The following is a 14274-nucleotide window of genomic DNA, read 5'->3' on the forward strand; positions in this document are numbered from 1 at the left end:
TCAAACCGCTCGAACCCCGGCGAAGAACGCTACCGGGCGACCGCGATCTACTGTTCGTTCCACGGTCGGCCGGGCGGCGACGGCGGCGGTTCTTTCCATCGCCAGGTGGGTTGATAGCGCACGTCCAGATAAGGGGTTTCGATCGGCTCGCCCCCCCTGGTCAACGACAGAAGCAGGGCGTCGAGCGTCCCGCTCGTCAACAAGGTCCGCTCGACCGGCCAGGACGGCTCACCGGTGAGCATCATCCGCTCGATGCCGTTGAGCAAGAGCGTGAAATGCGCCGCCGGCCGGGCCTCCTGGGTCCAGAACAGGGTCGATTCGATCGCCCGATCCTCCTCGTACCGCCAGGCGGCCGTCCAGTTGGCCACCGCGCCGTTGAGCTCGAACACGAACAGGCGCAGGCCGTCGATGTAATTGACAATCATGAGCTTCGGGTCCCGCACCGCCTCTCGGGCAATCGCCTTCCCCTCCTGATACGCGGGCACCCGGCGCAGGGCCGCCTCGAACAGCTCCGGATCGCACCGCCCCTCATCCAGCGCCTGCCAGACCGCGTCTCCGCTCAGGCACTGCACCGATTGCACGCCCGACTCTCCCCCCGCTCGCTGCTCGGCCAGCGATTGCACCGCTTCCAGCGCATGAAACCCATACGCATCGGTCGACCCATATGTAAAGGCCACAATCTCCGTCAGCTTCGCCCCCCGTTCCACGTCGGCCGGCGGGTGTCTCCACGTTCCGGGAATCGACGAACCGGCCATCAACGGAATCTTCAGCTCGCGGGCCGTCTCATAAATGAAGGAGGCATCTTCCCAGTTGTCCGACAGGTGCTTATCAATGAACACCGGCACCACCCGACCACTCTTGCGAAAGACCTCCAGCGTCTCATCCCAGAACCGACGCTTGGGATACTGATGGTTCCCCGTTGCGGAGAACGGATAGTCCCCATGCTCGGCAACGAGCAGGACCCCATCCACCGCCAGTTCCTCCGTCCCCAACGTCAGCGCCTCGCCGATCGTCGGCGCAATCGGGAACCGATGCGACGCCGCCAGCAACCGGCTGATGTCGTTCGCCGGCCGCTGATCGGTATACAACGAGGCCAGGGTCAACGGCGAGTCCTTGCCCGTCCCGTCGAGCATGTCCGTCAACAACAATCGGCTGACAATCACATCCGCATGCGAATTGTGCCGATACTCGGTCACCACCGCCGCCACCCGAGGCCCGCTCGGCTCCTCGGCCGGTGCCGGAGCGCTCCCCCCGATCACCAGCACCCCGAGCCACCCCAACACGAGCGCCCAACCGCGCCCGATCGCCTCGTCTCGCATCCGACGCATCACGATTCGCCTCCTCCTCCGAAAAACGCCTTCGCCCCTTGACGACCCGAGCCGATCCTCGAAGCCCGATTCACCAACCCGCTCGTCCCCTTCGATCGCGAGGTCAGGACCACCCACCGGCCCCTTCTCCCAAGCTCAAGGAGCGATCACTCCCTTGATGCTAGCGCCCCCCACTCTGTTCAACAAGCGTTTGACGCCGATTCTTCCGCAGCTCCGCGTTTCTCCTCCCCTCGAACCGTTTGTGACTGAACCTCCCCGTTTTCCCGAAACTAACAGAGAGACGCCTTCATCCCCTCGCTTCCACCCCTCCTCCTCCCATGAACCCGCAACCCCCTCTGAACCCGTCCTGCATCTCTGCTCGAATTGCTCTGTCCAGCAATTTCCAGCGGAAACACACACATCCAAGCACACAATTGCCCCGTGTCGCCGCTCTCTCTGCCATTGCCTCTCCAGAAGAATCCGTCACCCGATCCCGCTCGATGGTCCGATCCCTCCTCCCAATCCTCACTCCTTCCAGAAGCCGCCCCGCGCCCTCAATGTTCGAAACGAACGAGCGCAAATTGCCCAAACCGCTTCTCAGCAAGCACTTCCATTCCACCTCCCCGGCGCACCTCAGCGCACCCCGACCGCGCACCGAGGCGCACCGCCCCGACGCTCCCTCCGCAACTCCTCCCGAACCAAACAAAGCCAATCGCCATTCTGGCAGTCCCCCGCGACTCACCCCTCGTCACCAAACAAAGCCAATTGCCAATCTGACAGAGTGCAAGGACTCCCGCCTCCCGGACCGAACAAAGCCAATTGCCAATCTGGCAGTCGATTCCCCTGACGACCGAAGGGCACGCTCCGCCGCTTCCGGCCCCCCCTTGACTCAAGACGGTTGCCCCGCCGGCTCCCCGACGTTGTCGTGTCGAGAATCGAGCGATACCCTCAAGCACCCCGTTGAGCCTTCTCCCCCGCAAACCCCGGAGTCATGAGATGCCCTGGCGTCCCCTCTCGCTCATCCTCCTCACCGTTGGTCTGGCAGCGCTCGGCGCGGCCCCTGCCGACGCCATCGCCGCCGACGACCCGCCCAGCCGGATCGCCTTCGGCTCGTGTGCCGACCAGAACCGACCCCAGCCGATCTGGGATGCCGTCGTTGCCGCCCAGCCCGACCTGTTCCTCTTCATCGGCGACAACATCTACGCCGACACCGAAGACATGGGCCTGATGAAGGCCAAGTACGACCGCCTCGCCGCCATTCCCGGCTATCAGCGCCTCCGTGCCACCTGCCCGATCCTGGCCACCTGGGACGACCACGACTTCGGCGTGAACGACGGCGGCCGAACCTACTCGAAACGCGAGGACTCGCAGCAGCAGTTCCTCGACTTCTTCGAGGTGCCGACCGACTCACCGAGACGCGATCGTGAGGGGGTCTACCACGCCGTGACGTTCGGCCCCGAGGGGCGTCGGCTCCAGATCATCCTGCTCGACACCCGATACCACCGCAGCCCCCTGGAGGTTTCCGACCAGCCCGACGCCTTCTTTCCCCACATTCGACCCTACTTGCCCAACACCGCCCCCGACGCCACCATCCTCGGCGAGGAGCAGTGGGCCTGGCTCGAAACCCAGCTCCGCGAGCCGGCCGACGTGCGGATCATCGCCTCCAGCATCCAGTGCGTCGCCGAAGACCACCCCTTCGAGAAGTGGACCAACATCCCCCGCGAACGTGATCGCCTGTTTGCCCTCCTCCGAGACACCGGGGCAAACGGCGTCGTGCTGATCAGCGGCGACCGCCACCACGCCGAGCTGTCGGTCATGGACGCCGGCATCGGCTACCCGCTCTACGACCTGACCTCGAGCGGCCTGAACCAGGCCTCCAAGCGCTATCAGCCGCTGGAACCGAATCGCCACCGCCTGGCCACCATGAACCGCGGCGACAACTTCGGCCTCATCACCATCGACTGGAACCGCGACGATCCGCTCCTTCGCCTCCAGATCCGAGACGACGAGGGGGAAGTCACCATCCAGCACAAGGTCCCGCTCAGCCTGCTCCAACCCGGAGCCCTGCCGACTCAGTGACCTCCGGTTTCGAGGGAAAGGTTTGACCTTTCCCTCGAAAGTCTCAAACGCTCTTTGACAATCTTATGCGATGACATCCTCAATCGGCGATCCGTGATCGATCTCCAATCGCTTGCGGCCCGGCAGTTCCAGCTTCCTGGAGTCGAGCCCCAGTTGCTTGAGGATCGTGGCGTGAACGTCGGTCACGTAGTGGCGGTTCTCGACCGCGTGGAAGCCGATCTCGTCGGTCGCCCCGTGCACGACGCCCCCCTTGATGCCGCCGCCGGCCATCCAGACGCTGAAGCCGAAGATGTGGTGGTCGCGGCCGTCGGCCCCTTGCGAGCCGGGCGTGCGGCCGAACTCGGTGGCGAAGACCACCAACGTCTCATCAAGCAACCCGCGCCGAGCCAGGTCCTCGATCAGGCCGCCGATCGGCCGATCAACCGCCAGGGCGTTCTGCTCGTGGTTCGCCCGAAGGCCCCCGTGAGCGTCCCAGCGCCCGGCCCCTCCGGCCCCGTGCTGGACCTGGATGAACCGCACCCCTCGCTCGACCAAGCGACGGGCCGCCAGCATCTGCATACCGAACTCGCGGCAGTGCGGCAGATCGAGCCCATAGAGGGACTTTGTTTCGTCCGACTCCTGTGAGAAGTCGACCGCCTCGGGCACCGACTGCTGCATCCGGAAGGCTAGCTCGTACGAGGCCACCCGCGCGGCAATGGCCGCATCGCGCGGCGATTCCGCCAGCCGTTCCGCATGAAGCTGTTCGAGCAGGTCGATCCCGACCGACCGGGCCTGGTCCGAGATCGGGCGTTGCGGTCGGCCGAAATCGAGCGGGTTGTCCGGATCGACCCGCATCGGGACGGCGTCGTGAGCCGGGCCGAGGTAATGGCCGTCCTTCAGGTTCCAGTATTCACGATTGCCGATGGAAATGTACTGCGGCAAGTTGTCGTTCAGCGACCCCAGGCCGTAGTGAACCCAGGCCCCGAGGTTCGGGAAGTCGCCGTCGTTCAGGTGCCGGCCCGAGTGGAACTGCGTCTGGGCGCCGTGGTTGCTGTCGGTCGTCCACATGGACCTGATGATCGCCAGGCGGTCCACATGCCGGGCAATGTGCGGGAACCAGTCGCTGACCTCAATCCCGCTCTCACCGTGCTTGCGAAAGCCGACTTGAAGGGGGTAGAGCGTGTTCCGCTGGTTGCCGTTCCCGTCGGGCACAACCAGGCGTTCGAGGGCCAGTTTCTCCGGGTCCTGCGCATCGGCGAACGGCGTCTCGGCAATCGTCTTGCCGCCGTAGCGGGTCAGCATCGGCTTCGGGTCGAAGCTCTCCATGTGGCTAACGCCGCCGTTCATGAACAGCCAGATCACGCTCTTGGCCTTCGGCGGGAAGTGCGGCTTCCCATCAGGAGGTGCCCATCCGCCGTCGCGAGCCACGCCATCCCGATGCAGCATGGCCCCGACCGCGAGCGAGGCGAATCCCGAGAGGAACGTCCTCCGCGATGGTACCAGAAGTCCTGATGCGGCGGGCCATCCTGAGCGTTGAGGCAAGTGAATCATCTCTCAGCATCCCGAGTTCGGTTCGATCGCCGGTCGCGTTCAGCGAAGGGTCACGAAGTCATTGTGATTCAGGAGCACCCAGATCAGTTGCTCACGCGCAAAGACGCCAGAATCTTCACCCTTTGATGCCTCAGACAGATGGTACCAGTCGTCAAGTGCCCGCAGGCCGGCGGCCGCTTCGGTCGCGCTCGGCTCGCTCCCCAGGACCAGCACAAAGGCCAGGCGGAGGAACGCCTCGTCATCGTCGGCCTCATGGCCCTGAGCGGTCATGGCGTCGGTGATCCGAGCGACGACCAGGGGAGACGCATCCAGAACAAGGCGACTGTTGCTGAGTGCCAGGGCCTGCTGCGGGACGATGCTCTGTTGCCTCCGGTAGCATTCCTTGACGAGCGCCTCATCGAACATGGTCAGGAACAGGTTCCGCTCGTTGTTCGAGTGGAAGAAGTAGAGGCTGCGGCGGTTCGACTCCTCCTGAGCGGCTCTCGGGACCGGGGGGCCTCCGAAGCTCGGGTCGAGCGTGCCCGCCAGGCTCAGGACCGTATCGCGGACCGCCTGCGACTCAATCCGGATCGGGGTCCGACGCCAGAGGAATCGATTGTCCGGGTCGATCGCCAGGTTCTCCTCCGCATCCGCCATCGAGGACGAACGCCGGTAGGCCGCCGACCGAACGATCAATCGATGAAGATGCTTGAGACTCCAATCATGCTCGATCAGCTCGGCGGCCAGCCAGTCGAGCAGTTCCGGATGAGTCGGCGGCTGGCCGTTGCGGCCGAAGTCGAAGACGGTCGGCACGAGCGGCGTCCCGAAGTGCCGGGTCCAGACGTGGTTGACCGCCACCCGAGCCGTCAAGGGATTGCGAGGGTCGGTGATCCAATCCGCCAGGGCCTTGCGACGGCCGGTACTCTGGGGCGGGAAGGCAACGGTCGGATCGTCCTGGCCCGAGTTCAGGAACCGCGTCGGGGTCCAGCGTGCCCCGATCAGCGGGGTGAACTGGTCGCCCGGTTCCTCGGTTGCCTTGATGGCCTCGTCGAGAGCCGTGCGGGCCGTCTCCACCGCCTTGCCGGCGCCGTCTCGATCGGCCTCGGCGGCGCGGGATAGCTGCAGCTCGGCCTCGGCCAGGGTCAGCCGGGCCTGAGCGGCCTTCGCCTCGCGTTCGGCCCGAGCGGCCTCGCGGGCCGAGGAAAGAGCCTGCTCGGCCAGGGCGACGGCCTCTGCTCCCTCGGCTTCGGACCGATCGTCCCGTTCCCAGGAGGTCTGCAAGGCGGCGATCCGCAGCTCGACACTCCGTAGCTCGGCCTCGGCCGCATCCCGGCTTCGTTCGGCCACGAGGAGGGCAAGACGAGCCTCTTCTGAGGCCGCGTCGGGGGTCGAGGGATCGCCGGGCGAGGCTTCGGCGGTCCCCGCATCGTCCTGGCACGAGGCGTCGAACGAGGCCCGAGCGGTCGCCAGCCGGTCCTCGGCGGCCTTCAGAGTTGCAACGGCGGCGAGGCGGTAGGCCTCGGCCACCCAGGGGCGGCGCTCGGGTTTCCAGGCCGCGACCGGCAGGTCCACCGGCTCGATCTCCAAGGGCTTGAACCGCAGGACCTCGGGCAGGTTCGGGGAGAGGGGTGTGGAGGTGTCGGGGTTGCTCTCCTCGCCCCGGATGAACCGATAGGTGGGTGCCTCCAGGAGCCCATCGAAGGCACGCGGGATGCCGTCGCGGGCAAGGTCCGCCTCGCCCGGTCGGACATCGAGCCGCACATGATACGGCTCGAAGAAGGCCCGCAAGCGGTAATAGTCGGCCTGCGAGATGGGATCGTACTTGTGATCGTGGCACTTGGCACAGTTGGTGGTCAGGCCGAGGAAGGCCTTCGACACATGCTCAACCGTTTCGTCCATCCACTGATGCCGATTGAACAGGAAGTAGTTGCGTGCGAGGAAGCCCGAGGCCCGCAGGCGGTCGAGGTCGTTCGGGTACAGCTCGTCGGCGGCGAGCATCGACCGGACCATCTCGTCGTACGGCAGGTCGGCGTTGAGAGACTCGACGATCCAGTCGCGCCAGTGCCAGATGTGCGGCTGGCTGTTGCGCAACTGCTCACCCAGCCCCCACCAATCACTGTATCGCCAGATGTCCATCCAGTGCCGCGCCCAGCGCTCGCCGTGGCGAGGGTCGTCGAGCAGGCGATCGACGGTGCGATCGTACCACTCGGGCGAGGGGTCGCGCTGAGCTTCGTCGATCTCCTCCAGGGTCGGCGGCAGGCCGATCAGGTCGATCGAGAGCCGACGGAGCAGGAGCAGACGGTCGGCCTCTCCCTGGGGAACGAGTCCAAGGTCATCCTGCTTCCGGGCGATGAACGCATCAATCGGGTTGGTCGCCCCTTCGACCTCGGGGACGGGAGGTCGAACGATCGCCTGGAAGGCCCAGTGCTCGGCGGGGTCGCGTTCGGGGGCTTCGTCCGGAGGAGCAGGGGCCCCGGCGAGAATCCAGTCGCGGAGCAAGACCACCTGCTCGTCGGTGAACAGCTCCCCTTCGTGTTCGGGAGGCATGCGGTCGAAGGGTTCGTCGGTCGAGACTCGGGCCAGCAGCTCGCTCTCATCGGCGCTGCCCGAAACGACCACGGGGCCGGCGTCGCCACCCTGGAGCATCAAATCGACCGTGTCGAGCCGCAACCCGGCCTCTTGCTTCAGGGCGCCGTGGCAGGAGTAGCAACGCTCCCGGAGCAAGGGCTTGATCCGGGTCAGGTAGACGTCGTCTGCCCGAGCCGAGGGCCCCCCATCGATGGCCCCGCAAACCATCAAGACAAGGAAAATGGAACTGCTGATACGAATCATCCGAATACTCATCAGCTCATTGCCTTTGGCTCGCTGACACCGCTCTCCCAACGGGCCGGGGATGACGATGCAAGGGTATCCCCGGCCAAGAGAGATCCAGCCCGCATCTCAAAGGTTCGCCAGCCGTTCGTCGGCATCGCCGAAGGAGTCGAGTTCCACGCCCATGCGGTCCATGATGCCGAGGTAGAGGGAGCAGAGGCGTCGGTCGTCGTCGGAGCGGTCGGAGTAGTCGAGCACGCGGCCGGTCTGAAGGGTGCCGCCGAGGCCACCGGCGAGGACGACCGGCACCTTGCGGGCGTCGTGCTGGGTGCCCGACCAGAGGCTGTTGATGAACAGGAGGCAGGAGTGGTCGAGCACGGTCCCTTCGCCTTCGGGCATGGCGTCGAGCCGCGAAGCGAGGTAGGCAAGCTGGCTGACGTAGAACTGCGTGACCCGCCCGTAAGCTTCGGAGGTATCGTCGTGCGAGGCCCCGTGGTGGGCGGCGCTGACGTCGAGGAACGGATAAAAGAGGCCCGAGATGTCTCGACAAAGCAGAAGCGAGGCAATCCGGGTCTTGTCGGTCTGGAAGCCGAGGGCGATGAGGTCGCACATCAGGCGCATGTGCTCGCGGATGTCCTCGGGCAGACCGTTATCGGGCCGGGGCATGGCGAGCGTGGGGCGGTCGCCGCCCTGGGCACGTTCGTCGGCGGCGAGCTTCGAGGCACGCATGGCGGCGGCCCGCTGCTCGACGTCGCGGACGCTGGTGAGATACTCGTCGAGCTTTGCGCGGTCGGCCACGCTGACGCGGCGGCTCAAGGTGGCGGCTTCCTCGCGGACGCGGTCGAGGATGCTTCGGTTGCGGAGGCTGCCGCGGTTGTCGAACAGGCTGTCGAAGGCGAGGGAGGGGTAGACCTCCATCGGGACCGGAGAGGTCGCACTCTGCCAGGAGATGTGCGAGCTGTAGGCCATCGAGAAGTTCGTCTCGTGGTAGCCGGTGATCGGCTGCTCGCAGCCCAGGACGATGCTCGGCTGGATCGTGTCCTCGCCCAGGTGGCGGGCAAGCATCTGATCGACACTGATGCCCCCCTTCAGTTCGGCCCCGCGCTGGAGGGCGGCGCCGGAGAGGATGTTGCCGGTCTGGCCGGGATGGATGCCGACGCCGAGGGCATGCTGATTAAAGAGACCGTTGATGACGTTAATCTTGGATTTCACGTCCGAGAGCGGTTCGAGCGACGGCCCCAGCTCGATCTCGGAGCCGGACTGCTTCGCCCACCACTGATCGGGGTTCACGCCGCAACCCATGAACATGGCGGCGAACCGCTTTGGGCTGGGCGCGATCTCGCCGGAGGCGGCGGCCCCCCAGGCGGGGATCGATTCGAGCCAGGGGAGGGCCATTGTCACGCCGGCCCCCCGGAGGAACATGCGCCGGGAGGTCGAGAGGCGATCGCCTGGATTCGAGTCGGCCGCCGGGTTCGAAGGTCGCTTCATCGGCTTCACTCCGCGAGATCGCGCTCGACGCGCGTGTTCCGGAACTGGGGGCTGAGAACGATGGCCTCGACCAGGGCGCTGAACCGCCCGCCTTCGGCCGAGAGACGGGCCTGCATGTTTTGAATCGTAGCGTCGTCGGAGGGGATCAAGGTTCGGCCGAGGGCGTAGGCGAGCAGCTTTCGGCAGAGGTTCTCGACGAACTCGTCCCGGCGTGCCTGTTCGAGGTAGGCCCGCAACCCTTCGACCCCGGTTCCCTGGCCGCCGCGTGGGAATTCGGCCTCGGTTTCGACAGGTCGGCCGCCGAGATCAACCGTCCGAAGTTCACCGACCGGCCCGAAGCCTTCGAAGGCGACACCGATGCCGTCGAAGCGGTCGTGGCAGACGGCACAGGCCGGGTCGGCCCGATGGCGGGCGAGGGCCTCGCGGAGGGTCAAGGCACCGAGATCGGCCTCGTCGTCGGGCAGGTCGGGCACGTCGGGGGGAGGGGGGGGAATGTGCTCGCCGAGCAGGCGGCGGACGACCCAGTATCCGCGTTTGACGGGACTGGTCCGAAGGCCGGGGGAGTTCTGGGTGAGGAAGACGGCCATCGGCAAGAGTCCGCCGCGACCGAAGGGGGTGGCGTCGGCGATCTCGACCCAGGTGTCGGGGCCGCCCTCGGGCTCGGGGATGCCGTAGTGGCGGGCGAGGGGGGGGTTGACGAACGTTCGGGTGCCGGCGAGCAGCTCGTCGACCGGGCGGTCGTGCTGGACGAGGTCGAGGAACAGGCGGATCGGCTCCTCGAACATCGCCCGCCGCAGCTCGTCGTCGAAGGCCGGGAAGCGGGAGCGATCGACGCTGTTGTGCGCCTCGAAGCGGCGGAAGTCGAGCCAGTTGCCGGCGAACTCGGTGGCCAGGCCGCGAACGCGATCGTCGCGGAGCATCCGGCGGGCCTGGGCGACGAGGATCTCGGGGTCCTGCAAATCCCCCGAATCGGCCAGGGTCATCAGTTCGTCGTCGGGCATGCTCGCCCAGAGGAAGTAGCTGAGGCGGCTGGCCAGGTCGTTCGGGGAGAGGGGCTGGATGCCCGAGCCTTCCTCAAGCGGCAGGTCCACGCGGTAGAGGACGTGGGGAGACATGAGAATGCTGACCACCGTGTCGCGAACGGCGTCTTCATGGTCCAGACCGTCCTCGTCGCGGAGGCCTAGGTAGAAGGCGGCCACCCCGTCGCGTTCGGCGGTCGAGAGGCGGCGGCGGTAGGCGCGTTCGGCGAAGTCGGCGAGGGCGGCGACGTGGTGGGGTTCGGCCTCGGCGCGGACGTGTTCGACGTGGCGGATCTGCTCGGCGATGATGGCGAACTGGTCTTCGATGGCCTGGATCGCCTGGTCGCCGGCACCGATGCGGCGGGCCTTGGCAAGGTAGACCTCGGCCAGACGGGTCATCTTGGCCTCGGAGGCAGCGTCGCGGTCCTCGGCGCGGACGAAGTCGAAGTCGGGGTCGCCGCGCATGAAGCCGGTCTCGGCCCGCTCGTACCAGAGATAGCTGGAGAACTGCCGCATGGGCAGATCGCTGATGAGGTTGAACTCGGTCCAGAGGCGGTCCAGTTCCTGCCGTTGCGCGTCGTCGAGGACCAGGTCATACAGAGGCTGATCGTCCCGAAAGTAGCCGGTCATGCTGTGGAAACCGGCGCTTAGAAGACGCCCGGTGTTGTTCTTGTCCTGATCGGGATCGAGGTAGACCCTGGCCCGCTCGGTGACGACGAAGGCATCGGGGAAGACCCGGCAGAAGGGGTCGAAGGTGGCCTCGAAACGGGCGAAGGCGTCGGGGTCGGTCGGGACGGCAAGGGCCTGGGCGGCGGGGCTGTCAGGGTCGAGGTCAGCGGGCCGAAGGTCGGCCGCGCCGCCGGCGTAACGCATGCGGTTGGCGGCCATTTGCCGGTTCTTCCAGAGGACGAAGGGCTGGGTGCCGTTGCTGATGCCTCGGGCGGTGAGGTTCTCGACCTCCGGGGTGAGCTGTTTGCGGAGATCGACCACGAGATCCCGGAGCCGCTCGCAGGCTGGTCGAGCCGCCGATACCGGGTCGGCTCCCTCGGGCGGGGGAAGTTCGTTCCAGAGACATTGAAGGGCGACGATGGGGCCAAACTCGGCCTCGGGCGGATCGTTGAGCAGGTCCCAGACGATTTCCAGATATCGAAGGCTGATTCCCCGATCGGCCGCGACGTCGGTGAGGGAGGCATCGGGTTGGCCAAGGGCCTCGCGGTGGCGGTAGTGCCAGGCGGCGAGGAAGACCTCGGCCAGGTCGACGTCGTGGCGGGCGTAGAAGTCGATGATGCGGTTGACGGAGTACTTGTCGCGGTCGGTGGCGGCGATGACCGGGTGGGGGGCGAAGGCGAGGCCGTCGGGGGTGAGGACGAGGTGATCGGCGACCTCTCGGGCGGCGTCGAGGTACTTCTTGACCAGGGCGGGGGACATCATGAGCGATTCGGCCGAGTTGTCGAACCCGGCCTCGTTGGCCGGATCGACGGGAAAGGTGCGGGTCGGCCGGAGATCGACGCCGGTCAGGTCGCGGATCGTGTGGTCGTACTCAGCGTTGCTGAGGCGTCGGGCAGGAACGGGACCGGGGTCTCCCGCGTTGCGATCAGCCTCGAGGCGACGCAGGTCGTTGATCCAGGTGATGACCCGATGCCGGGCCGTTGCGTCCGGGTGGGCGTCGGCCGAAGGCGGGGGCATGGCCTCGGCGTCAAGCTGGTCGAGAACGATCTCCCAGAGGGCGAGGTCTTCAAGGACGGAGGCGGTCGAGTCGTAACCGCTCAGGTCAAGGCCCGCCTTCGGGGCGTCGGCTCCGTGACATCGCAGGCAGTAGGATTCGAGGAACGGCCGGACCTCCGCGGCGAAGCGGGCATCGACCGTGTTGGGCTGCGAGACCGGCACCTCGTCGGGAGACTCCTGGCGGGTGAGGGCCAGCAAGGGGCTCATGCCCGCGATCATCAGCAGGATCGTCCGCAACACGCGATGCCCCTCCGCTTCCGTCGTCCGTCCGCGCAAAATTCAACAAAGGATTACACTAGCCGGTCGAGACGGATGGGGCAATCGCTTTGGGCGTTCGACCCGGCGGGGGTGGAGCTGCCGACGCGCCGAATCCCGACTTGGAGCCCCTCGACAACTGCTCGGGAACGGTTCGGATCGCGCCGAGAGACCCCGGACGAGCTCCGACCTGAGCCATTGACAGGTGCCCACGGGAGGCAATCGACGAGGGCACGGATCGGCGAAAGTCGTGAATTGGATTCGGCTTGCGAGGGAATTGGCTCGGACACGCGCACGGGGCAAGACCATCTCGACCAGCCCGACTCACGAACGAGATTTCGCGGAATTCTCCGGAACGACTGAATCAACCTCAGGAATTTGTCCGATTTTCAAGGTTGAACCATTCGACCGGATCGACTGGCGTCGGTCGCATCTGCCGGGTGGATCGGATCGTGAGGAACGTGATGAAACTCGGTCTGATCCATGTGCAAATGAGCGGAATCGTTGTCGCGGTTGTGCTGCTGGTGGGGAGCGAGGCCCCAGCACAAGGGGGCGAGCGTTCCATTCCGTCGGTCACGCCGGGTGATCCCTCATCGTCGGCCCTGGGAGATGCACCGGGGGCGACCGGGACGGTGGATCTGGGGGGCTCGGGGGGAATCGAGCAGGTGATTCCGGCTGGTCCAGGGCCGAGCTACCCTCGGGTGCCGCGAGGGATCACCCAGCCTCCGGAACCATTCGGGCCGCAGGAAGGGTTGGGAATTGAGTCGATCTCGCCCCTGACCGAGTCGTCCTTGCCGATCGGTGGTCGGCTTGGCACCGTTCCACTCGAGGATCTGGAAGGCCCGCCCAACGGCCTGACGATTGACCAGGCGATTGATCGGCTTCTGGGGCTGAACCTTGAGCTGCGGTCTCAGGCGATGGAGATTTCCAAGGCTCGGGCCGATGTGCTCACGGCCGGATTGCGTGGAAATCCGTTGATCTATACCGACGCCTCGCAGGTGCCCTACGGAGATTTCGAGGGGAGCGCGGGGGGGCCGACCCAGTACGACCTGAACATCACCTTGCCGATCGATCTGAACGGTAAACGGAAGCGTCGGATCGAGGTCGCCGTTCGGGCTCAGGAAGTGACCGAGGCGCTGTACCAGGATTCCATCCGGTTGCAGATCGACAACCTTTATACCGCCTGGATCGACGTGCTGGCGGCGCAGGCGACGATTCAATTTCTCAAGGCGGGGATGGAAAGTCTGGAATCGCAGAAGCGGATCATCGAGCAACGGGTCCGCGAAGGGACCATGAGCCGAACCGAATTCAACAATCTGGAAATTCTCATCGACTCGACCGACCTGACGCTTCTGGAAGCCGTCGAAACCTACGAAGACGCCAAGCGGACCCTCGCGGCATTGCTGCTGATTCCGCTCAATGAGGCCGAGACGTTTCCGATTCGGGGAACGCTGCGAGGGCTCGACCTGCCGTCTCCGCCCATTGAGTTCCTGATCGAGCAAGCCAGGGCGATTCGCCCCGATCTTGCCGCGTTTCGCCTCGGAGTTCACCGGGCTCAGTCCGAGGTTCGCCTGGCTCGGGCCAATCGGATCGACGATGTCTTCTTGCTTTATCAACCGTTCACGGCTCAGGAGGCGTTGATGCCGGGCGAACGGGTTGCGACCTCCTGGGCGATGGGGGTGACGATTCCCGTGCCCATCTTCAACCGCAACCAGGGGAACATCGCTCGGGCGCAGCATACGGTCGTGCAGACGCAGACCCAGTTGGAGAACCTGGAGCGCCAGATCATTCTCGAAGTCCAGCGGGCGGAGGCTGCCTATTCGGTGACCCTCGCCACGATCAAGCGGCTTCAGGAGGAGACGTTGCCGGCGGCTCGGGAAAACCTCGAACTGAGCCTCGCCCAACGCGGCCCGGAGGAACCCGACTCCATTTCCCGGATTGAGGCGCAACGGGCCTTTGGTGAGATCGCACGTCAGTACCTCGATGCCCTGGTCCGTCATCGCCGGTCGATGTTCCGCCTGAATACGGCTGTCGGAACCCGAGTTTTTCCCTGATTCGAGTCGAAGGCGCATCGGGCCTGG

At 65.8% G+C, this 14274-nt stretch carries 7 protein-coding genes; 2 read left to right on the plus strand and 5 right to left on the minus strand.

Annotated elements, in window-relative coordinates; genetic code table 11:
- Positions 1-47 precede the first annotated feature (47 nt).
- Positions 48-1328: a hypothetical protein gene (locus GA615_RS23510; RefSeq protein WP_152053778.1), complete on the minus strand. Its 1281-nt coding sequence runs from the start codon at positions 1326-1328 to the stop codon at positions 48-50.
- 975 nt (positions 1329-2303) lie between these two features.
- Between GA615_RS23510 and GA615_RS23515 the strand changes: the two genes are divergently transcribed.
- Positions 2304-3386, plus strand: coding sequence for an alkaline phosphatase D family protein (locus GA615_RS23515; RefSeq protein ID WP_152053779.1), 1083 nt, complete (start codon positions 2304-2306; stop codon positions 3384-3386).
- Between the two features lie 63 nt (positions 3387-3449).
- On the opposite strand, the gene GA615_RS23520 is transcribed toward GA615_RS23515, so the two are convergent.
- The 4 genes from GA615_RS23520 to GA615_RS28505 form a co-directional block, all read right to left on the minus strand.
- Positions 3450-4916 (minus strand): DUF1501 domain-containing protein, encoded by a 1467-nt coding sequence (locus GA615_RS23520; protein ID WP_152053780.1) that lies wholly within the window; start codon positions 4914-4916, stop codon positions 3450-3452.
- Between the two features lie 39 nt (positions 4917-4955).
- Positions 4956-7739 (minus strand): PSD1 and planctomycete cytochrome C domain-containing protein, encoded by a 2784-nt coding sequence (locus tag GA615_RS23525; protein WP_235905641.1) that lies wholly within the window; start codon positions 7737-7739, stop codon positions 4956-4958.
- Between the two features lie 96 nt (positions 7740-7835).
- Positions 7836-9194 carry a DUF1552 domain-containing protein gene (locus tag GA615_RS23530; RefSeq protein WP_152053782.1) on the minus strand — a complete coding sequence of 453 codons (1359 nt, stop codon included), beginning with the start codon at positions 9192-9194 and terminating at the stop codon, positions 7836-7838.
- Between the two features lie 5 nt (positions 9195-9199).
- Positions 9200-12178, minus strand: a complete 2979-nt coding sequence (locus tag GA615_RS28505; protein WP_261343966.1) for a DUF1592 domain-containing protein — start codon at positions 12176-12178, stop codon at positions 9200-9202.
- Positions 12179-12657: 479 nt separating this feature from the next.
- On the opposite strand from GA615_RS28505, the gene GA615_RS23540 reads away from it, so the two are divergent.
- A complete protein-coding gene (locus GA615_RS23540) occupies positions 12658-14247 on the plus strand; it encodes a TolC family protein (protein WP_152053783.1) in 1590 nt (529 codons plus the stop codon).
- The last annotated feature ends 27 nt before the right edge of the window (positions 14248-14274 follow it).

The organism is Tautonia marina (genome assembly GCF_009177065.1).
Lineage (GTDB): Bacteria > Planctomycetota > Planctomycetia > Isosphaerales > Isosphaeraceae > Tautonia > Tautonia marina.

Coding starts and splice junctions, on each gene's coding strand:
- GA615_RS23540 (WP_152053783.1), top strand. CDS start 12,658: ATGAAACTCGGTCTGATCCATGTGCAAATGAGCGGAATCGTTGTCGCG.
- GA615_RS23515 (WP_152053779.1), top strand. CDS start 2,304: ATGCCCTGGCGTCCCCTCTCGCTCATCCTCCTCACCGTTGGTCTGGCA.
- GA615_RS23520 (WP_152053780.1), bottom strand. CDS start 4,916: ATGATTCACTTGCCTCAACGCTCAGGATGGCCCGCCGCATCAGGACTT.
- GA615_RS23530 (WP_152053782.1), bottom strand. CDS start 9,194: ATGAAGCGACCTTCGAACCCGGCGGCCGACTCGAATCCAGGCGATCGC.
- GA615_RS23510 (WP_152053778.1), bottom strand. CDS start 1,328: ATGCGTCGGATGCGAGACGAGGCGATCGGGCGCGGTTGGGCGCTCGTG.
- GA615_RS23525 (WP_235905641.1), bottom strand. CDS start 7,739: ATGAGTATTCGGATGATTCGTATCAGCAGTTCCATTTTCCTTGTCTTG.